The organism is Virgibacillus alimentarius, from assembly GCF_000709085.1.
Lineage (GTDB): Bacteria > Bacillota > Bacilli > Bacillales > Amphibacillaceae > Virgibacillus_B > Virgibacillus_B alimentarius.
The window spans coordinates 1-20925 of record NZ_JFBD01000048.1 but is presented as its reverse complement, the minus strand read 5'-3'; the positions used below and the strand labels follow the sequence as shown (position 1 = coordinate 20925).

25 protein-coding genes are annotated in these 20925 nt (G+C 40.2%); 5 read left to right on the top strand and 20 right to left on the bottom strand.

The window, feature by feature from the left end; translation table 11 throughout:
- Positions 1 to 37 precede the first annotated feature (37 nt).
- The 5 genes from GZ63_RS0108750 to GZ63_RS0108730 all read right to left on the bottom strand — a co-directional run bounded on the left by GZ63_RS0108750 (position 38) and on the right by GZ63_RS0108730 (position 6797).
- On the bottom strand, positions 38 to 1699 hold the full coding sequence (locus GZ63_RS0108750; RefSeq protein WP_029268672.1) for a thiamine pyrophosphate-binding protein: 1662 nt from the start codon (positions 1697 to 1699) through the stop codon (positions 38 to 40).
- On the bottom strand, positions 1696 to 2868 hold the full coding sequence (locus tag GZ63_RS0108745; RefSeq protein ID WP_029268670.1) for an aminotransferase class I/II-fold pyridoxal phosphate-dependent enzyme: 1173 nt from the start codon (positions 2866 to 2868) through the stop codon (positions 1696 to 1698). Before GZ63_RS0108745 ends, GZ63_RS0108750 begins: the two co-directional genes overlap by 4 nt.
- A gap of 24 nt (positions 2869 to 2892) precedes the next feature.
- A complete protein-coding gene (locus GZ63_RS0108740; protein WP_038221098.1) occupies positions 2893 to 4227 on the bottom strand; it encodes a sodium-dependent transporter in 1335 nt (444 codons plus the stop codon).
- A gap of 27 nt (positions 4228 to 4254) precedes the next feature.
- Positions 4255 to 5424, bottom strand: coding sequence for an NAD(P)/FAD-dependent oxidoreductase (locus tag GZ63_RS0108735; protein WP_029268666.1), 1170 nt, complete (start codon positions 5422 to 5424; stop codon positions 4255 to 4257).
- 194 nt (positions 5425 to 5618) lie between these two features.
- Positions 5619 to 6797 carry a CdaR family transcriptional regulator gene (locus GZ63_RS0108730; RefSeq protein ID WP_029268665.1) on the bottom strand — a complete coding sequence of 393 codons (1179 nt, stop codon included), beginning with the start codon at positions 6795 to 6797 and terminating at the stop codon, positions 5619 to 5621.
- A 460-nt stretch (positions 6798 to 7257) separates the two neighbouring features.
- Between GZ63_RS0108730 and GZ63_RS0108725 the strand changes: the two genes are divergently transcribed.
- On the top strand, positions 7258 to 8238 hold the full coding sequence (locus GZ63_RS0108725) for an ornithine cyclodeaminase family protein (RefSeq protein ID WP_029268664.1): 981 nt from the start codon (positions 7258 to 7260) through the stop codon (positions 8236 to 8238).
- Positions 8239 to 8725: 487 nt separating this feature from the next.
- A complete protein-coding gene (locus tag GZ63_RS18690) occupies positions 8726 to 9025 on the top strand; it encodes a hypothetical protein (protein ID WP_318842368.1) in 300 nt (99 codons plus the stop codon).
- On the opposite strand, the gene cudC is transcribed toward GZ63_RS18690, so the two are convergent.
- A complete protein-coding gene (cudC, locus tag GZ63_RS0108720; protein WP_029268662.1) occupies positions 9008 to 9574 on the bottom strand; it encodes a choline uptake/conversion transcriptional regulator CudC in 567 nt (188 codons plus the stop codon). The genes GZ63_RS18690 and cudC overlap by 18 nt on opposite strands.
- 568 nt (positions 9575 to 10142) lie before the next feature.
- Positions 10143 to 10724 (bottom strand): DUF4256 domain-containing protein, encoded by a 582-nt coding sequence (locus GZ63_RS0108715; protein ID WP_029268660.1) that lies wholly within the window; start codon positions 10722 to 10724, stop codon positions 10143 to 10145.
- Between the two features lie 276 nt (positions 10725 to 11000).
- On the opposite strand from GZ63_RS0108715, the gene GZ63_RS18825 reads away from it, so the two are divergent.
- On the top strand, positions 11001 to 11201 hold the full coding sequence (locus tag GZ63_RS18825) for a pyrimidine dimer DNA glycosylase/endonuclease V (protein ID WP_226374350.1): 201 nt from the start codon (positions 11001 to 11003) through the stop codon (positions 11199 to 11201).
- Positions 11202 to 11319: 118 nt separating this feature from the next.
- Here GZ63_RS18825 and GZ63_RS0108710 read toward each other — a convergent pair whose 3' ends face one another.
- From GZ63_RS0108710 to GZ63_RS0108695, 4 genes are all read right to left on the bottom strand, one after another.
- Positions 11320 to 11742: a pyridoxamine 5'-phosphate oxidase family protein gene (locus tag GZ63_RS0108710; RefSeq protein WP_029268658.1), complete on the bottom strand. Its 423-nt coding sequence runs from the start codon at positions 11740 to 11742 to the stop codon at positions 11320 to 11322.
- Between the two features lie 36 nt (positions 11743 to 11778).
- Positions 11779 to 12195, bottom strand: coding sequence for a YugN family protein (locus GZ63_RS0108705; RefSeq protein ID WP_029268656.1), 417 nt, complete (start codon positions 12193 to 12195; stop codon positions 11779 to 11781).
- A 159-nt stretch (positions 12196 to 12354) separates the two neighbouring features.
- A complete protein-coding gene (gene splB / locus GZ63_RS0108700; protein WP_029268653.1) occupies positions 12355 to 13383 on the bottom strand; it encodes a spore photoproduct lyase in 1029 nt (342 codons plus the stop codon).
- Positions 13376 to 13633, bottom strand: a complete 258-nt coding sequence (locus GZ63_RS0108695) for a transcriptional regulator SplA domain-containing protein (protein ID WP_029268651.1) — start codon at positions 13631 to 13633, stop codon at positions 13376 to 13378. The genes splB and GZ63_RS0108695 overlap by 8 nt, the downstream gene beginning before the upstream one ends.
- Positions 13634 to 13775: 142 nt before the next feature.
- Between GZ63_RS0108695 and GZ63_RS0108690 the strand changes: the two genes are divergently transcribed.
- The gene (locus tag GZ63_RS0108690) at positions 13776 to 14090 is read left to right on the top strand and encodes a DUF378 domain-containing protein (RefSeq protein ID WP_029268649.1); all 315 of its coding nucleotides are present in this window, start codon (positions 13776 to 13778) and stop codon (positions 14088 to 14090) included.
- A gap of 193 nt (positions 14091 to 14283) precedes the next feature.
- On the opposite strand, the gene GZ63_RS0108685 is transcribed toward GZ63_RS0108690, so the two are convergent.
- The 8 genes from GZ63_RS0108685 to GZ63_RS18820 all read right to left on the bottom strand — a co-directional run bounded on the left by GZ63_RS0108685 (position 14284) and on the right by GZ63_RS18820 (position 20208).
- Complete coding sequence (locus GZ63_RS0108685; protein WP_029268647.1) at positions 14284 to 14505, bottom strand: hypothetical protein; 222 nt, start codon at positions 14503 to 14505, stop codon at positions 14284 to 14286.
- Positions 14506 to 14535: 30 nt separating this feature from the next.
- Positions 14536 to 15492 (bottom strand): DMT family transporter, encoded by a 957-nt coding sequence (locus GZ63_RS0108680; protein ID WP_029268646.1) that lies wholly within the window; start codon positions 15490 to 15492, stop codon positions 14536 to 14538.
- Between the two features lie 503 nt (positions 15493 to 15995).
- Positions 15996 to 16361: a hypothetical protein gene (locus tag GZ63_RS16570; RefSeq protein ID WP_038221096.1), complete on the bottom strand. Its 366-nt coding sequence runs from the start codon at positions 16359 to 16361 to the stop codon at positions 15996 to 15998.
- Between the two features lie 307 nt (positions 16362 to 16668).
- Entirely contained in the window at positions 16669 to 18549 is a 1881-nt protein-coding gene (htpG, locus tag GZ63_RS0108665) for a molecular chaperone HtpG (RefSeq protein ID WP_029268641.1), read from the bottom strand.
- A gap of 185 nt (positions 18550 to 18734) precedes the next feature.
- Positions 18735 to 19049: a TIGR04104 family putative zinc finger protein gene (locus tag GZ63_RS17405; RefSeq protein WP_226374352.1), complete on the bottom strand. Its 315-nt coding sequence runs from the start codon at positions 19047 to 19049 to the stop codon at positions 18735 to 18737.
- 85 nt (positions 19050 to 19134) lie between these two features.
- The gene (locus GZ63_RS0108660; RefSeq protein ID WP_029268639.1) at positions 19135 to 19503 is read right to left on the bottom strand and encodes a DUF5391 family protein; all 369 of its coding nucleotides are present in this window, start codon (positions 19501 to 19503) and stop codon (positions 19135 to 19137) included.
- Positions 19504 to 19636: 133 nt separating this feature from the next.
- Positions 19637 to 19804 carry a hypothetical protein gene (locus GZ63_RS17880; protein ID WP_156947713.1) on the bottom strand — a complete coding sequence of 56 codons (168 nt, stop codon included), beginning with the start codon at positions 19802 to 19804 and terminating at the stop codon, positions 19637 to 19639.
- A 98-nt stretch (positions 19805 to 19902) separates the two neighbouring features.
- On the bottom strand, positions 19903 to 20208 hold the full coding sequence (locus tag GZ63_RS18820) for a TIGR04104 family putative zinc finger protein (RefSeq protein WP_084179135.1): 306 nt from the start codon (positions 20206 to 20208) through the stop codon (positions 19903 to 19905).
- Positions 20209 to 20430: 222 nt separating this feature from the next.
- On the opposite strand from GZ63_RS18820, the gene GZ63_RS17875 reads away from it, so the two are divergent.
- Positions 20431 to 20607 carry a hypothetical protein gene (locus tag GZ63_RS17875; RefSeq protein ID WP_156947712.1) on the top strand — a complete coding sequence of 59 codons (177 nt, stop codon included), beginning with the start codon at positions 20431 to 20433 and terminating at the stop codon, positions 20605 to 20607.
- Here GZ63_RS17875 and GZ63_RS0108645 read toward each other — a convergent pair.
- A partial coding sequence (locus GZ63_RS0108645; protein WP_051681437.1) for a hypothetical protein occupies positions 20604 to 20925 on the bottom strand: 322 nt, incomplete at its 5' end. The genes GZ63_RS17875 and GZ63_RS0108645 overlap by 4 nt on opposite strands.

Genomic DNA, 20925 nt, shown 5'->3' with positions numbered 1-20925 from the left:
TAAAAAATTATCGATCAATAAATCATGTTTCCTAACGCTATTTTTTCGAATCGCGAATCGACTGAATCGTTTTTCCTGCTGAAATTTCTTCCTTCTCCGTAATGACTTCGATCACGGTTGTTGTTTCGCGATTTAACGCTTTTTGTAAAGCCGTCTTAAAGTCCGCCGCAGAAGCTACGGTAACGCCCGCGGCCCCCATGCTCTGTGCCAATTTGGAAAAAGAAACATTCCCAAGATCTGTCGCTACAACTCGCTCTGGATAATGCATTTCCTGATGCATGCGAATTGTGCCATACATATTGTTGTTAAAGACAATGCTGACAATTGGTACTCCGCATCGAATGGACGTCTCGATTTCCTGGGACGTCATCATAAACCCACCATCGCCGGATAAAGAAACAACGACTTTATCTGGTTGCGCAAGCTTTGCACCAATGGCAGCAGGCAGCCCATATCCCATCGCACCGGACGTCGGTCCAATATAGGTATCTTTTTGCTTAAAGCGGTAAAATCGATGCATCCAGCTTGCAAAATTTCCTGCATCATTCGTAATGATGGCGGAATCTGGCAGATGCGCAAGCAGTTCATAAATAATCTTTTGATTAATGACCCAGCTTTCGTCATAGTCTAATGCGCTGCTTTGCTCATAAAATGCATGCGCATCTTTCGTCCACTGCTTCCACGGGATTTGAAAAGATGGCGCCCTCTGATGGAATACCTTTAACGCTTCCCTGCAATCTGCAACAATACCAAGATGCGCCGGGTAAACTTTCCCTAGTGTCGCGGCATCCATATCGATATGAATTAATTTTTGCTCAGGACCAAGCAGTGAATAGTCCTGCGTTGTTACTTCCGAAAGCCTGCTTCCAAGCACGAGAACGACATCTGCCGCCTGCACGATGCGTACTAAATCTTTGTTTGCCCCGAGTCCAAGGTGTCCGATGTAATGCGGGTGATCATTTGGAAAAACATCATGGCGGCGAAATGCAACTGCTACTGGAAGGTGATACTGCTCAGCAAACTGCTGCAACGCAGCTTCTGCGCCAGCACTTTTAATCCCGCCACCAGCAATAATCACTGGCTTTTTAGCCGTGCGTAAGACCTCTTCCACCTGGTTCATTTCAGCCGCAGACGGAGCAGGCCTTGGTACTTGAAACGCTTGATAAAATTGCATTTCACGTACTTCCTTAAGAACATCTTCAGGTAGGGAAATAACGACAGGTCCTGGTCTGCCTGATTGCGCAGTCCTCAGCGCTCTTTCCATGATTTCCGGCATGCGTTCCGGGTCTTTTACTTCGGTCGCCCATTTGGTAATCGGCTGGAAAAACCGGTCCAAATCCACTTCTTGAAATCCTTCACGCCCCCGGAACTTGCTGTGTACCTGGCCTAAGAGAACGACCATTGGCGTGGAATCTTGATACGCTGTATGGACACCAATTGCTAAATTCGCTGCGCCAACGCCCCGTGTAGCCATCACTACCCCTGGCTTCTTTGTTGCCTTCCCGTAACCTTCCGCCATAAAGGAGGCGCCCCCTTCATGCCGTGTTGCAATTACGTCCATGGATTTTTCTTCATATAAAGCGTCTAATACCGGAAGATAACTTTCCCCTGGAACACAAAACACCTTATCAATTGCCGCATTCCTCAGACATTCTACAATCGCCTGTGCAGCGGTTAATCTTTTTATATATTGGTTCATACATTCTCCATCCCTTTTACATTTTCCAGTCGTGCAATCACAGTTTGGATCCGGTCAAGTGGAACGGTTAAAGCAATTCGGATAAACCCCTCCCCAGCGCTACCAAAAAAGTGACCTGGTGTTACAATGATATGCGCCTGTTCCAGAAGTAAATCAGCAAATGCACTGGACGTATAGTGACCGGGAACTTTCACCCAGAGAAAAATCGTCCCGCGGGGCTTTTCCGCTTCCAATCCCAATCTATGCAATGCATCATATAAAACATGCATCCGTTCCTCATAAATCCGGCTATTTTCCCGCGGATTGCTTAAATCACTATTTAGAGCTTTTGCTGCCGCTTTTTGAATAGGTAAAAATTGCGATGTGTCCATATTGCTTTTCAGTGCGGCTAGCGCCTGAATCACTTTCTTGTTCCCTACCACATAGCCGATGCGCCACCCTGCCATATTAAAATTTTTCGAAAGGGTGCCAAACTCCACCGCTAATTCCTTCGCACCGTCCACTTGCAGGATACTTGGTGCCTTGTAGTTGCCAAATTGAATTAGATTATATGCACTGTCATGCGCAATAAAGGTATTATTTTTTCTTCCAAATGCAATCGCCGCTTCGAAAACATCCACTGAAACCGTTGCAGCTGTTGGGTTACTTGGATAATTTAGTAACAGCAGCTTCGCCTGTTTTGCTTGTTCACTTAATTCATCCAACTTTGGCCGGTAATTGCAAGAAGCATCTAAAGGCAGATCATAAACAACCCCATTCACTAAACGCACCGCTGTCCGGTAGGCCGGATAACCGGGGTTGGGAACAAGGACACCTTCACCAGGGTTGATGACCGTTTGCATCAACTGAACAAGGCCTTCCTTGGATCCAATAAGTGTTAAAACTTCCGTCTCTGGATCGATTTCTGCGTCGTATTGTTTTTTGTAAAAGGCCGCTACCGCTTCTCGAAACTCCTTGCATCCTTGAAAACTCGAATACCTGTGATTCGCTGTTTTCTTTGCTTCTTCAGATAGTTTTTCAATCATGCTTGACTGGGCAGGTAAATCCGGCGCCCCAATTCCTAAGTCAATTACATCCGCCCCTTTGGCGACCATTTCCTGTTTCTTTCGTTGAAAATCTGCGAATACATACGGGGGAATTTGTTTCACCCGATCTGCTATTATATCCATTCGATACCTCCACCTTTGAATCCTTTAAATAACATTCGACACAAAAACCACCACAATCATGACGGGAATAAATAATGTAATGACTGGCTTGAATACAGGGCCTACTTTAAGGAATTTCGCACCAAGATTCACTTCTTTCATATAGTTTTCGAACTTCCAGACAAAAGCAACATATAAAGAGATGAGCAGCCCGCCAAGCGTCAGCAAAACATTGCCTGAGACATAATCAATGAATTCAAAAAGCGTCTGCCCGAATAATGTGACATGGGACCAAGGCCCATGCGATAAAATCGAAGGAATCGATAAAATGATCATGATCGCCATCGAAAGGTAAAGACTTGTTCGGCGTTTGAAATGAAAGACTTCCTCCACATTAGCAACGACTGCCTCTACTAAACCAACCCCCGTCATCAACGCTGCGATAATCACTAGGAAGAAAAAGACTAAACCAAAGAAGATGCCCCCTGGGATTGGATCAAAGAGATTTGGGATGGCGATAAAAAGTAATCCCGGACCAGAAGTCGGAGCAATCCCATAAGCAAAAAGCGCGGGGAAAATAACCAGACCGGAAATAAACGCAATAAAGGTATCAAGCGCAATCACCCAGGAACCATCTGTCACTAAATTCGAATCCTCTTTTTTCAAATAACTACCATACGTAAATGCTGCTGCCAGGCCGATCCCGATGGAGAAGAATGCCTGCCCTAAAGCTTCTAAGATCGTGCTCATCGTAACTTGCGAAAAATCAGGCTTCAGATACCAGACAATCCCCTCCATTGCACCAGGAAGTGTCACGGAGAAAATAGCAAGGACTACTAACATCATGACAAGAACTGGCATGAAAAACCGGGAAAAGCGCTCAATGCCGTTTTTAAGTCCGCGCCCTACAATAAATAGAATCAAGGCAGCTGGAATCAATGAATAAAGAAATACTTCCATTGGACTCGACACCAAATTTTCATATGTCGTTTCGATTTGGGCTGTCGTCATACCGGAGAATGTTCCCGTACTAATTTTAAAAAAGTAAGCAAATAACCAGCCCATGATCATGAGATAATAAGACATAATCAAGGTCGCCGCCAGCGTGCCAAGCCAGCCAATCGATACCCACGGACTTCCTTTTCGCGTCAGTTTCCGTAACCCTTTGATAATCCCAGACTGTGTCTTCCTCCCAAGCGCTGCTTCTACATAAAATAAAGGAATACCGACAAGAACAATAATAAGGAGATAGACAAATAGAAAAGCTCCGCCGCCATTGTCCCCTGCCACATACGAAAAACGCCAAATGTTCCCTAAACCAATAGCAAATCCTGCGGTTGCCATAATAAAACCAATCCGTCCCGCCCAGTTCTCTCTCATGTTATACAGCCCCTCTCAAAAGGTTGATTACACAATGGCCTCCTCGATCACGAAATCCTTTTCATAAAATCGCTCAAACCTAAGTGGCGTAAAATCAATCGTTTCATAAGCACCGGTTCGAATATATTCTGATAATCCTTTCCCGACAGCCGGTGCCTGCTGCATCCCGTGCCCGCTGAACCCAACAGCCAAGTGATAGCCTTTTAAGTCCGGGTGTTCGCCGATAATGGCATTTTGATCAACTGTATTATGACTGTAAATGCCGGCCCAGCCACTCTGAATTTTTGCCTTTTCGAAATTTGGCACTCGGTTCGCCAAAATAGGCCAGAGAAAGTCCATAAAGAAAGAACGTTTCCAGGAAAAATCAATGCCAGGCTTTACATCTTCTGAATAGCCGGAAATAATCGAACTCCCTTCATGGCGAAAATATACGCCACTCGGGTCAACGGTTAATGGCAATTTCTTCTCCAGCGGTTCTGCTGCATTGAATTGAATGATTTGCCGTTTTAATGGAGTAACTGGGATTGGCAAGTCAACGGTTTCACTTAAATAAGGAGCCCAAGGACCAGCGCAATTAATCACAACCGGTGCATGGTAAACATTCTCATCGGCTGTTTTGACACCGCTTACATGATTGCGGATTTTAAGAATTTCATGCACTTCTTCATAAACAAAAGTTGCGCCGAGCTGCTTCGCTTTTTTCGCGTACCCTTGCATCACCGAATAAGGATCTAAATAACCATCCTCGCTGGAATACAACCCACCAGCAATATCTTCCAGATTTAACTCCGGAATCACATCTAACAGGTCAGCTTTCCCTAACATCTTAGAACGAACACCGTATTGTTCCTGCAACTTCGCCTGTCTCTCCAGCTGCTTCATCTCCTGCTCATCGCTTACTAAAAAAAGATAGCCATGCTGCTGAAAATCAATTTCCGCCCGTTCTCCGTCAACCTTCATCTCTTCGGGAAATGCAGCATACTTTTCAACCGCATATTTGCCCATCTCGATATTAATGCCGGTTGTAAACAATTGCCTGATTCCCCCTGCACTTCGCGGTGTAGAGGAAAATTCATATCGTTTATCCTTTTCAAAAATGGTGATGTCGCCGGTATAGCCATCCTCTAGTAAATGGTAAGCAATACTGGAACCAATCACGCCGCCGCCAACAATGATGATATCTGTCTGCTTCTGCATCTCGCTCCCCCTCTTTGAATCGTTGTTACATCCAAGCTTACTGGAGGGAATTTTCGGATACTATAGATAACATGCATAAAGACACCAGGTCGAATCATGTATAAATAACTCTAAAGAGAAAAACGAAAAACCCTGGCGCACATTTTATGTAAGCGCTATCACTATTATCTGCATCTTTTTTCCATTTGGTCATCCTATACAAAAAGGGGGCAAATATTTTTTAAAATAACATATAAAAGTGCACAATGCTGAAAATCTCTTGTATCCATGGACGTGATTTCTTCCATTTTCTTCAGCCGGTAAATAACTGTATTACGATGAATCGCTAAAGCCTTCGCCGCTTCTGTGATATTCATCCCATACTGGCAGTACGCTTGGAAACTGCTGATCACTTCTTTGCATTTTTTATCTTCCCATACATCCTGCAACCGGAACATCATTCTATCCTTGAAGGCCTGATCCACCTTGGATGGAAGCAATTCCGTAGTAACGTCCCAGTCATGATAACTTAAAATCTGCCTATGACTCTGCTTTAGGAGCTGCTCCGCTTCCTGGTAAGATTCATGGATCGTCAACACAGAATCAACCAGCTTTCCGGCTGCAATCGAAGGACCTGAAAGATGATATTTCGCAAGCCGCCTGAGGAGTTTCGCACTTTTTTGTTTAAATGCATCCATAAAAGCAACGTATGCATGAACCGAAGCAGCAGAAAATAAAAGCACAATTTTATCCGTATTTAAAAAACGAACCTTTAGGAGCTGTTTCTGATGAAAAATGTGATTGATTTCTCTTAAAATAAGCTCCTTCAAATTATTTACGGTCAATGAAAGGACCCGATCATCGAATTCCCTCACCAAATAATCCTCCACATGAATGACAACACAAAACATCTGCGTATCCATGTCGATGTGCAGTGCATCACAATACTGCATCATCTGCTCCTCATTTTTAGCGTCATTCATTAAAATGTACTGTAAATACGTCTCTTCCATTTTGGTCTTTAGATCAGCTAGTTGTTTATAAAATGTCTCCTGCCATAATAACTCAACGTAATGTTTGGTAAGTTCCGCATGGGGCCTCACTTCTTCCGGCGGTCCGATGATCCCTAAGACACCAACCGTTTCTTCCTGAAAATTCAGCGGCATCGCTAGTCCCGGTAAGACATTGTCAAATTTAGAAGCCTCCGAATCACTAAAAGCAATCACATCCTTGCTTTCGATCACCCGCTTATATACCGGATGAAACGTACCAATTCGCTTTGAATCCGTTGCACCAACAATACAGCCATCTGCATCACTTAAACTAATCGAAAATGGCAGCGTCACCGAAACCGCTTTCACCAACCTTTGTGCGATTTGTACCAATTCTCTCATTCGCTTACGTCCCCCCTACCATACGGTATGCTTGTAAAAACCCTATTATTTTTTTCAGATAATTGGTTATATTGCCTATTTTTATCATATAATAAAAATGATAAATTATAAATGAAGAACTGTACTTAAGGAAATTTGATAAACGTCGGGAGATAAGCAATGACTCGTAATCACATGATGATAGCAGCAAGTATTTCTATCGCTTTGAAAAAAGTCGCGCGATAAAGGCTCTAGGACGAGCAATCATATGGTAAAGTCGCGCAATAAGATAGGCAACTCGAGCAACAGCACGGCCAACTCGAGTAATAAAGTAGAAAAGTCGAACGAAAACAAGCCAAATGCGCGCTACAACTTGCCTTAGGTTGGTTTTCCGCTGCCGCAGCAAACCTTCTACTGCCTCTATGCATCATAAAATACAAACGATCCACTATAAATAAGAATAGAGAGGAGAGAATGTTATATGTTGTACTTAGATGAACATGCGATCAACAAAGCTGTATCCATGAAAGAAATCATCGACGGGATTGATCAAGCCTATATGATCTATGAGGATGAAACCTTCCATATGCCCACAAGATTCCAAGTGAGTGAAAGCGGTAACACACTCCTTCTGATGCCCTGCTTCACCGAAGATTATATTACAACAAAACTCGTTACCGTATATCCAAATAATAAGTGGATCCATCAACCGACCATCGAAGGGCTTGTTGTATTAAACTGCAATCAAACCGGCAAAGTAAAAGCACTGATGGACGGCGCCTACTTAACAGGCCTTCGCACCGGTGCAGTTGGCGGCTCCGCCGTTCGCCATTTGGCTAAGCAAGATGCATCCACACTCACGATTATCGGTACAGGCGTACAAGGCTTTTATCAAGCCATCGCTGCATGCGAAGAACGCCCCATCAACAAAATTATTGTTTATAACCGGACACAAGGTGAAAAAGTAGCATCCTTTATTGATCGATTAAAAGCAGCAATTGCTCCTGGCATTACCATTTGTGCTGCAAAGTCCGCTGAAAAAGCAGTTAGCCAAGCAGAAATCGTTATCACAGCAACCACATCCTCCGAACCTGTCTTGCCAGATAAAAAAGCATTATTAAAAGGAAAATTAGTGATCGGCGTCGGCTCCTTTCAACCAGACATGCGCGAGTTCCCCAAGGCCTTATACAATCTAGCATCCACCATCATCGTCGATACACATGACGCTATCGAAGAATCCGGTGATATCGCAGTACCTCTGAAGAAAGGATGGATTCAGGAAAAAGACGTGCAAACATTATCCACTTTGATCCGTAAACAGACCGAACTTCCCCATCATGAAGATGAGACGATTATTTTTAAAACAACCGGCATGGCCCTATTTGACGCGGTTGTAGCGGCAGTAATTTATCAAGCGGCCATCAAAAAGAGTGAGGGAACTTGGCTGGATGGAAATTTATGAATGGCATGTGGAGGGAATGGGAGATGCTTCGATTTAAAATTACCCACCACTTAGCACCCTTCCATGTTGCTTGAAGTGGGGGAACCCTGCGAAATCAATATGTCATCATGACAACGAAGCCGACGGGTGACTTTTGCAGAAGAGGTACAGGCAAATGCAACACATGCATCACCGATAAGCAACTTGATGAAGAGGTTTAGGTAATACCCTGCATATTTTTGATAGGTTCCCATTTTTGGAACGTGACGAAAACATGCAGGGTGACAGCGCGGTAGCCGGAGTCCGGTTCGATTAAGGAACTATCAGCACCATTGACTTACTAACGTTTGTTATCAGGTTTTATTTATTTATTTCCTCTTCACTTTACGAAGCTGAATGAATCAACGAAGCCTAGAAACTATACAAAAACTGGCTTTTGAATGTCCCTGAGGAATTAATGACATTTTTTGAAGACCTTATTAAAGCAATGAATAATTGGGAAGAGTAAATATTCAACTATTTCAATTCCCCCATCACAAATGTCTATACAGAGTCCCTAAATCGTTTAATTATGACAATGAATCATGTTGGTCGTGGTTACTCATTTGAAGCCCCAAGAGCAAAGATTTTATTCACTCAAGGCTATGATATGATAACGTTTCTTGATATTCTAATACCGGTGGTCGGGGTCGAACCGACACTCCCTAGGGAGAACGGGATTTTGAGAAAAGCGTACAAAAAGAGAGTGCTGGAAATAACGACTTGGTACGGTACATTTCGCCACTTGAAATTATGCCTTTGCATTTGAATTGTCCACTGGTAAAAGGTCAAAAATTTCACCCGAGTCGATGGAATCTGCGAGCTGTTGAAGCCAGTAACAATATTTCTTGTAGTCCTTTAGCTGTTCAAGGTCTTGCTTGGCTCTTTCGATTAAATATTCTTCGACTTCTTCACCTTGTATGACCTCTTGTAGTTGAGATTCCGCTTGTTTGATAGCGAAAAGATTTAATTCAGCTTCTCTTCTCCATTTACTTCCGAAAAATTGGCCAAAATAATTGAAGAAGTTTTTTTCTGCGACAAAATGATCCTTCCTTGAGCCTTTTTTCCATACTTTACGGACAATATTGATATCCTGTAAATTGCGGACCGCTGTGCTCATACTAGGTTTAGTCATTTCAAGCTCGTCCTTCATCTCATCAAGGGTCATTGGATGATGTTTAAAGTACATGGTGGCATAAAGCCGGCCAATGGACGGAGTTACACCATACAAATCCATCGTTTCGGCAATTGCGTTAATGACTTCTCCCTCAGCATGATTAATTTTTGATTCAGCGGACAGTTGTCCTTTTTCGTCCATAGTCCTCCCCCTTTCCCTTGTCTTTACGTGGTACAGATTTCCTGTCAGTATAATAAGTACCTCAAATCCAACATATGTAATTCTCATGTTTTCTACTTAGGTTCATACCATGTTGTAATCCCTATACCCTATACTTAAGTATATCATTACACTTTCTATTTTCTTAGCACAAAAATAGCAAAGACTATAAACATCCGAAAAGAACCCGTATTGAACTACCGACCACTTAGCAGGCTAACCCCGTTGCACCGACGATTATCGCTTCCTATCTTGTACGCTGGACTCGCCACATGTCCTACTTTGCTTGGTTTTGAATCCATCGGTAAGTGTGAGACGAAAGAACGTTGAAAATTTTACGTTGCAGACGTTTTTTCTGCAACAACCTTATCGCTTCCGTTTTCAAAGAGCAATCTGCATGGGAATATGATACCATGCAAACGCATGTTTTGCTACTTATTTTTGGGCTATGCCATGCACAAAATGGAAGCGGGAGCCCTCTTTGAAAGGAATGCCTTTCCCTAGGTAAATCCGTTTTCAAATGCAAATATAGTAGCTATTCGTACAACATTTAGATCTTTAGTGAGCCGCGGAACCCTCTGGCACTATAGTAAGAGGACGCACCGTTGTGATACACAAAGACGTGCCCGTAGCGATAATCGCAAAAAAGAGCACCTCCAAGTTCTCTAATAGCAGATGGTGTTTGCACCCAACTCGACGTTTTCATATCGACATTTTCCAGTTTCTGTAATGCTCGGTATTGTTCTTCCGTTAAAAGTTCAATGCCCATGGCAGTTGCCATATCAATCGCATTATTTTCTGGTTTATGTTTTTTCCTCGACTCCAACCCTTCACGGTCGTAACAAACACTTCTGCGGCCTTTAGGACTTTCCGCTGCACAATCATAAAAAGTGTATGCATCCTTCTCCTTATCATAACCTACCACATCCGGTTCACCGCCAGTTCTTTCCATTTCATGGAGTGACCACAGTTTGTCTGTATGAGTTTGCAACTTTGCCTGAACTTTAGCCCATGTTAGACCTTTATGACGGTGCTTATTTTTTTCAAAACGGGCTCTCAACACACGAAGTAATGCTTCACCTTGTTCTGGTGACAGTTCCTTATTATTGCTGATTTCATTTCCCTTTGTCATGTAATTTCTCTCCTTATTGTTTAAAATAGGATTAGTATATACAAATTTGTTTTATCCTAAATCGATCCAATCATTTGCTTGCACTTAGTTTACAATAATGAATAGGATCAAGTAAATTCCCCATTTTAAAACTTTGTCCACTTTCCCATTCCTAAAAAGGGCTGTATCCCAATTCATTAAGAAACAGCCCCAAAAATCGATTAACCTATTTAAACGGAGACATGATAATCTGTTGCCCAAAATTCTCCGTCAGTAGCTACTTGAACAGCACAGAGAATGTTGCGCACTGGGGGGAAACGGCTGGGAAAAAAGCATGAAATGGTTAACTATGTATGCAGTCATTCTCTCTATAAATTGTACCAGTACCACATGAAGGTCATAAACGAAATGAAACGAAGGGGTTATAAAAATAATCTCTGTGGAGAAATCCATTGTACCGCGGAAAAATCAAAAGGGAATCAACCTGTAAATGTATAATGAAAACTTGGCATTCGCCAACCTTTCGGCGAATGCCTTGCTACACTTATGCAGATGCGAAGAATGTTCACTTTATCTACGAACCAAAATATCGGATATAAAAGCTACCCGGTTCCTGTTAAAATTCCAATAATTTTGGTTCAGCACCTGTTTTGTTCATGATTCTTATTCGAACCGGTGTAATTTCCAGTAGGATGTAATTCGGATCATCCGGCCCATGAAACCAATGCTCCATGTAGGAATTCCATAATTCATTTTTCAGATCAGCAGTGCTATTTATCACAGCTTTTCCTTCATATTCCACATATTGATCACCAAACCCTTCTCCTTCATAGCCCAACAAGATGTGGGTGTATGGGTTTGCTTTTATTTCTTCAGCTTTATGTGTCTCCAAACTGGTTGCGGTAATAAGCTTTAAATCGTTTCGAATAAAAGTCATGTATCTTGAATGCGGTTTGTTCTGTTTAACTGTCGCCATCGTACCAACAGCGCTTTCACCTATAATTTTCTCTACAGTCCTTTTCATTTCCTGCTGATCCAATCGAGTTACTCCTTTCATTACTTGCCAATTGTATAGTTATGCAAAACGGACATATTCCACTATCGTATTGACTGTTCGCTCGCCCAAGTCTTCCCATTCATTTTTATCCCTAATCAAGCCATCTTTGTCTAGTGGCTTCTGAAATTGGCTGAAGCCTGTAGCAGCGCCCAGTGCATTTGCACTTTTGTCCAGCCCTGTATTGACAACATGTTTGATTACATACGGTGTTTCAAACTGAATATAGGCATTTGGACGATCAAGTTCCCCCTCCAGCACTTTAAATGGCATTCTTAAATAGATGGATTCACCTGCTTCGCGCCAGAGTAGTCCATCCAGGCATCCCTTATGATAGTCCCAGCATTCTCCGAGACAATAACCAAGTTTTTTAGCGTGCTTTTCCATATCACGATAATAGGTTCTTTTTCCTTCAAGTTCTGTTTGCAACTCAATCATCTATGTGCCCTCCTTTAAAGTGTTTATCCGTATTATTTACTTAGGAAAGAAAATAATACCAAAAGCACGTAGATTATGATGAATATTTTGTTCTTACTCCATTTTTTTCATTCTTCCTCACTTAGCCAAGTAACTTAAAGGTTTGTTGATTTTCCGCTATCAAGTAAAATACTCAATTTTTGACTCAGGGAAATATTGGTGGATATAGTTCCCCAGTGTGTCCTTGATGTCTTCCTGTTCCTCGCTGGTATATACATACTTACCGATTCCATACCTGCCCCATTTCCATTTTCGTTTCGCTTCATCAAGCTCAAGCTTTGTCATCGGGTAATTCTCTTGAATGACACGTTTAGCAGGCTTAGTAAATCGGTGCTGAATCATCTCGAATGTCAGATCTTTCTTCGCAAATCCGGGTAATGCATCCTTCAGTTTTTCGAACATTTCGTGATAACCATCTTTCCAATCATCATGTAAATAAATAGGGGCAACGATAAAACCTAAAGGATAACCAGCTTCCGCAACCTTCACAGCGGCATTAATCCGCTCATTCAATCTTGACGTGCCCGGTTCAAAATATTTTATGACATAATCATCATTGATACTAAATCGAAAGCGAGTTCTCCCATGATGCTCTGCATCTAAAAGGTGGTCAACATGCTCAAACTTTGTGACAAAGCGCAATTTGCCATAATCAGACCTCCCAAAAAATTCAATGGCTTTTTTAAGTGTGTGAGTCAAATGGTCAATCCCAACGATATCTGAGGTGCATGATGCCTCAAAACGTGTTATTTCCGGGGCACGCTCTTCCATATATGCTTCTGCAGCTTCAAAGATTTCATCCGTATTTACGTATGTCCGAATATATGGTTTAGTTCCCATTGTCGTTTGCAGGTAGCAATAATGGCAATGCCCCATACAGCCAGTAGCAAAAGGAATGGCATATTCGGCAGATGGTTTTGAAGTGTCAAATTTTAGTGTCTTGCGTACGCCCACTACAAGTGTTGATTTCGCGTTCCGATATTTTTGAAAATGATTATCACCGGGAAGGTTGCGAATATGGTTATGTGAGGTAGTCTCCCTGATTTCAATCCCCATATCTTGGAACTTGTCCACCAGTTTCTTACCCAGCGGATACGTTAGTGCCCGGGGTTCAACATAAATTAACTGTGGAACAAATGGTTTAACCATAATAATCACTATCCTCCGGTGATCCGAACGCCTCACAAAAAGTCTGTTCCGCTTCTTCTTCTGTTTCAAAGATCGCAAATTCCTCCGATAAAGGAAAGTATGTTTCATGTAAAAACAATGCCAGTTCATCAGGGTTATCCGGATTTTGGACAACTGCCGCTTGCTGTACATTAGCCACGTCCTGTGCATGTGGATTACGAATAATCATATACACCACCTGACCGGGGGTAAATTGTTGATTGATATCCATATTTTCACCTTATTTCTTTAAGAATTACTCCTTATTATTACAATCTTTTATGTAATTATGACAGCTTTCACCGTATAGCGAAAATATCTTAGGGAAAGATAAATATGTCAGAAAAACAAGCAAAAATGGAGGTGATTCAGGCGTGGAAACATTAAAACGAATAGCACTTGGGTTGGTGATTATAGGCGCCATTAACTGGGGACTGATTGGATTTTTTCAATTTGATTTAGTTGCCACTCTTTTCGGTGGGCAAGAAGCTGGACTGGCAAGGATTGTCTATGCACTTGTCGGTTTAAGTGGGTTATTTTGCTTAACCCTATTGTTTCGTCCTATGAATGAAGAAAACGTTAGAAGTAATAATTCCATTGATACCAGAAATCTAAATTACAGTACTGAACTTGGAGAAGAAACTGACCTTTCTGAGACAGAGAAACAAAAATATAATAATAAGAATTAAGGAAAATGTGTCCCAAATGACTGAAGATGTGTCACCATCTATTAACCCTATACAATAGCTTCAACAATCCGGCTTCTTTCCAATACTCCAGAACAACGTCAAATTGATTTCTTGGTTTCTGGCTAGTAACTGGTGCAATAGTGACATCTACATCCAGGGCTAACTCATTCCCACAATAATAACAGGGTGCTGTTTAGTTTGACGTGTTCCTTTTAAAAAGAACATCTGTCAACCAAACATCACCCTGTTTGATTTTACTGCTCATTAAGGCTTGCTTATTAGCATATTCTTGCAATTGTAAATGATCCTTTCCTAAAACACTGCTTTGTAAATTCTCACCGATACACATTTTCCAAGTTATTCCGCCATGTTCAGCTTCAATTTCCTCCCTCAACATAGGAAATTGCTTCTTCAAAGTTTGAACGATCTTCCTGTTAACAGCAACTTACTTTTCCCCGGAAACTTTCCGCGTAATCATCATCTTTTTCCGGTTCCCCAGAGCGGAAACGACACTATGCAGAATCATCCCAATGATAACGAGTCCCATCCCGACAAAAGAAAGGATGCTCGGTAAACCTGCACTTAGAAATAACAATTCACCAATTAGCGCGAAAACGACCTCGCCTGATTGGGTTGCTTCCACACCGGCTAATTTCTGGTTATCATGACGAACAAGCTCGGTCGCATAGAAAAACAAGACCGTGGCGATAATCCCAGAGAAAACGGCTACAATGAATGTCTGCCATACCTGGCTTGTACTTGGTGCGCCGTGAGCGGCCAGGCCATAAATCGAAAGGATGAACCAGAACGGCATCGAGGCAATGGTCATGCCGAGGAGCCGCTGAAATGTATTTAATTCCCCATTCACCACCTTCATCATTTTCCGGTTCCCAAGCGGGTAGGCGAATGCAGAAATAATTAATGGAATAACACATAGAATGACATAAATGATCGGAACCGAGGATGCATGCTCAAGTTGCATAAGAAATACGCCGGAAAGAATAATCAGTGATATGAAAATACTTTGTATCGGAATGCGCTGTTTTTTACCTTTACTCAAAAATGGCACAAGTAAAGACCCTGCTATAATCGTTATCTGAAAGGTTGCAGCCACAAGCCATCCCGGTCCGTAAATCGTTGCAAAGGTAAGCGGCGCATAAAACATTCCAAAACCGATTGTACTCCATACCATCCATGCGACCGGATTATCTTTTATATGCTTCATTACCGGTGTGACATTATGCTGCCAGCCAACAACGAGGAACAGTATCGGCAGCATAAACATAAAGCGGAGTGATGCACTCCATATCCAGCTTCCGCCCTCCAGCTCCATAGAACGGTTAAAGATAAATGTTACTGAAAAAAACAGTGCAGCTAATATGCCGATTAGAATAGCTTTCATCACATCACCCCTAATTAGACTATTGGTTTATTGTATCAGATCGACGAGGCATTTTGTGCAAATATTTTTATAAATGAATTGAAAACTATTTCTGTAAATAAGAAAGTAAACCAACCAATGATTTCATCTAATTTCTGTAACAAAGCTTAATTAAATTTTTCTTGTTTCTTAAAGTTTTCCTTAATCTCATGTAACTCCTGGACTACCCCGCATTTTGCACTAAATAAAAGAACCGTTGTAAGAATTTTGATTATTTTCTACCTATCTATTGTACATAGATCTCCATCCTGAAACTGTTCTGGATCAAACCCTTCAATCAACACATTGTCTAGCATCTCAGCCATAATCTCTCCTTTGTTAAATTTCAATATTTTAAAAGCCACCCTTCATAGGAGGTGGCTTCCATACGAACTTTCCATATTTAATTTATCTCTTTATTTTTCGTAATGTTTCGTGACACCCCTGTAAACGACAATGATTGTTCGTTATCAGGGAGAAAATATTTATGGGAGGATTTCGTTATATACAAGGCCTTCGTGCAGGTTAATGATTTTCAGTCTATTTGTATCTTTAACGTAGATGCTTTTGAATTGTAGCTGACCGTTATCATCTTTTAATAGAATCACACGTTTGTGATTGTTGTTTTCCACAATTTGAGCATGGAAGTCATCAGCGTCAACTACATCATCAAGTGTGTCGTATTCAAGGAGATCGTCAACGTTTTCTGCGTCAATTTGATATTTTTGGTAATTCATTGAAGTGCTGTTCTCTGATACAGGTGGTGTGTCTGAATTTGCATGAGCCGCGTAGCCAATACCTCCGCTTGTTAGAAGTAGTGCGCTTGCTGTTATAAGTACGAATGTTTTCATTTTTTTCTCCCCTTTGCTTTAATTACTTTTATCTTAAAGCCGCCAAGTTAAATCCCAATGTGAAGAAGATGAAAATTGGATTAGAAAAAAATGGGTTTCGTTTGCGTGCTACTGATATTATTTCAAAGCGGAAAAGAAGATAACAGACGATCAATGATCAATCGTGTTATCTTCTTTAGAAAACCGCCATGCACCTGCTATACTTTTGGGAGCCAGTCGGCTAAACGTAATATTTTCAGCTTTCATCCTAAAGGGCATAAATCTTAGTCTGATGTACATCCTTTATAATAGTTATTTTCTGTATTTGTTAAATCATTACTTTACAGATATCATTTGTAAATTCAACTGGATCATTTACTGGAAGACCCTCGATTAATAACGCCTGATTATATAGTAGGTTCGTATAAAGCTTGAATGTTTCTTCGTCTTTATCAAAAGCTGCTTTTAATGAATGATACACGTCGTGGTCGATATTCATTTCAAGCACTTTATCCGCTTGAATTTGCTGATTGTTCGGCATAGCGTTAATGACCTTTTCCATTTCTAAAGAAATCTCACCTTCCGTAGAAAGGCAGACAGGATGGGACTTTAACCGTTTTGATACTTTAACGTCAGAAACTTTACCAGAAAGAATCTCTTTCATTTTTACAAACATGTCCTGATGCTCGTTTTCTTCTTCTTTCGCCTTTTGATTTTCTTCTTCTGTATCGATCCCTAAATCGCCACTGGAAACGGAGCGGAATTCCTTCCCTTCGTACTCATTCAGCATTTTGATGGCAAATTCATCAACTTCATCCGTGAAATATAAAATCTCATACCCTTTATCAGCAACAAGTTCAGTTTGTGGTAATTTTTCAATCCGCTCGTTGGATTCCCCTGCAGCATAATAAATGTATTTCTGCTCTTCTGGCATTCTTGCAACATATTCATGTAAGGAAACAAGTTTTTTCTCTGTTGACGAATAAAATAAGAGTAAATCTTTTAACGTTTCTTTATTTGCCCCAAAATTGTTATACACACCAAATTTCAACTGACGACCGAAAGCATCATAAAATTTTTCATATGTTTCACGTTCATTGCGAAGGAGCTTCTTAAGTTCCTGCTTAATTTTTTTCGTAATATTTTTTTCGATCAGTTTCAACTGACGATCGTGCTGCAACATTTCGCGGGAAATATTCAACGATAAATCCTCAGAATCTACCATTCCTTTAACAAAGCTGAAGTAGTCTGGAAGGAGTTCCGGACTTTTTTCCATAATTAAAATGCCATTGGAATACAGTTCAAGCCCTTTTTCATATTCTGGTGAGTAATAATCAAAAGGTGCATTTTCAGGAATATATAAAATGGCGTTATAACGGATCGTTCCATCCACTTTCGTATGGATATATTTTAGCGGTTTGTCAAAGCCATAGTGTTTTTCCTTATAAAAATTCTCGTAATCTTCATCTGTCAGTTCCTCTTTATTTTTTCGCCAAATGGGAACCATACTATTGACAGTTTCTTCTTCCTGATATTCAACATATTCATCACTGTCTTCATCCTGTGGTTTGCTTTTCGTCACCGTCATTTTGATCGGATAGCGAATAAAATCAGAGTATTTTTTAATAATGGTTTGCAGACGGTGTTCTTCAAGAAATTGGTCATAATCCTCATCATCCGTGTTTTCTTTCAGATTCAAAATAATTTCTGTACCGATATCTTCCTTGTCATCCTTTTCAATCGCGTAACCATCTGCCCCCGTTGATTCCCATTTATAGGCTTGTTCACTGCTAAGGGAGCGGGTCTTTACTGTCACTTTATCAGCAACCATAAAAGCTGCATAAAAACCAACACCAAACTGACCAATAATGTCATGGCCATCTTCAATTTCGTTCTCTTTTCTAAATGCAAGTGAGCCACTCTTAGCGATAACCCCAAGATTTGTTTCCAGTTCTTCTTCCGTCATCCCAATTCCTGTATCTTTTACAGTTAATGTACGCTCTTCTTTATTTGGAATCACTTCTATGTAATAATCGTCTTTATGAAACGTCATCGAATCATCTGTCAACGCCTGATAATACATTTTATCGATGGCATCACTAGCGTTAGATATAAGTTCACGCAAAAACACTTCTTTTTGTGAGTAGATTGAGTTAATCATAATGTCCAATAAACGCTTGGATTCAGCTTTAAATTCTTTCTTTGCCATTTTATAAACTCTCCTTTTTTTCTATCATTCATTTTAGCACTTAATGTTCGAGAGTGCTAATCCCAATTCTTAAATACTATATTTTTAAAACATTGTCAATTGATATGTATCGCTTTTCCTACTTAGCCCCTTACGAAATCTTTCATGTATCTTTTCTCTGATACTTTCCTTTTTCTAACAGCCTATTATTTAAAAAAGTTAATATATTCTTCTCTGCTGCTTAACTCCACAAAGAACGGGGAAAATGACATAATCAAAACGAATAAAACGGGAAATAGACTTAATAAAAGGATTCCGGGCAAATCAAAGATAGCGTTAATCAGTAGTGGTAATAAAATGATAGCGTTAAAAAAGCTACTTTTCGTTTTTGATTTTTGTGTTTGATATTGCTTTTTCCCGCAATAAGGACATGTCATTGCAGGGTTCAATGTAAAAGTCTTTTTAATCGTTTGTTTCCAGCTCCACTTATTATGGCAATTCTCGCAAGTGGGTATTTTCATCACTCCTAATTCCACATAAAATGATCGATCATGCAAATGTAATGCCTACTTCTTATTCTGCTAAAGCGCACGATTAATCAACATTTTATTTTTTATTCGAATCCACTTTTAAGGTTACAATAACACTAGCTATACTAACGAAAGCTCCTAAAATTGCAATAACGCTTGCCCCAACATGATGAGGAGAAAGAAATCCGATTGGTATCATTCCTAAAAAAGAAATTACTACAAACGTTTGATACACTGCAGATATTATTCGCACAACACGTTTGCTAAATAGCGATAAAATCAGAGGCGGTAAAAAAAGAACGATGATCATTCCAATAGATATCCACAAACCAGCTGGTTCATCATATGAAACAGTGTTAGGGCCTGTTGGATGTTTAGCAGCCAGTAAAACCGCTCCAACAGCTATAATTAAAGTTAAAAAAACCATCAAAAACCTTTTAAACATAGGAAAGCACCCCTTATCTTCTATAAGTGAATCATTGATTCAATTTTAACATAATTTCATTCCTTAACATGGTCCTTCTAGGCAATATTGGCACTATTCCTTATTAGGGAAAAGCACCCGATTGTTTAATAATTCAACTACAAGCTTTTCTTTTCTTTTTGCCTACAGCAAGTATCAAACCACCGCATACTCCACCACAAATTATAAAAATAATCATTGGAGCTATATTATCAAATATCACTGCTCCTACAACTATCCATACAAGAAGATATGAATAAAACAATGTCCAATTTATCTTCATAAGTCATCTACTCCTTTAAATATATTATTAAATAATTTGGCCCGATTCTGTCACTTAATTGTTCGATTAATGCACCCGTAGTTTAAGAGTAAAGTTCTTTACAATGAAGCTTTGTACGTAACAAAAAAAGGTACCAATAATGAGCCAACAAAAAATATGAAAAGTGATATTCCAAGGGTTAAAAGACTGTTGCTAAACGGCGAAAAGAACTGACCAAATATGAGCATTGGTAAAATAGTCAATGAAACAAATGTGAGTCTACCAGAAATTGTTATATTATTTTTTGCCCCACAACTGTCACATTTAATTGGTTTATAACTCCACCAGAATGATTTATAAATCTTACTCCAGCTAAATTGTGAGTTGCAGCTTTCACACTTTTGCAACGTAGAAAACCCCCTCATTTGTGCGGTTTGCCTTCGTTTCGTTTACGGCCATAAAAAGCAATAAGTTATTTTATTCCGTTCTTTTTCTAGAATCTAGGCTTATACGAGGTATGGCGCTATACTTATTAGGGAAAAGCGCCCGATTGAAAAATATTTTCACAAATTATTGCTATTGGTGAACCGAATAAGAATGCTCCTATATCGGGTTATTTTCTGGAAAAAGAGAAGGAGGAGTGCTTTTTGGAGTTCGTGAATATGGAAGGGTTTCCCGATTCCAATTTATTAAACAAAATTTTAATTCTACACGAAAAAATATTTAAGGATTCTGATACACTGATTAGTAAAGCGAAAAACAAGGCACAACTAGTATTTACAGTGGGATTAGAAGAACACAAAATGTATGTAGCAGGTTACTAAATTTTTGTTTCCTTTTGGGTGCATATAACTACCGCTATTATATTAAGTATGATTGTTATTACAGCAAGTATAACAGCAACCCATATTAACGTTCCAATAGTATCCATGAGTGCAGACCAATCTTCCAATTGCACTCTATTATTAATTTCGAATAGCTGCAAACACAACGATGCTATACAAGCACTAAAACTAAAAATAATGAAGTTAAAACATTTTTTTGAAGGGTGTTTCATAGCTAAAAAGGGAACAACCCAAGCAATTATCCCAAGTAGCAAACTTCCTAAATTTAACATGAACATTCTCCTTTCATTTTGACTC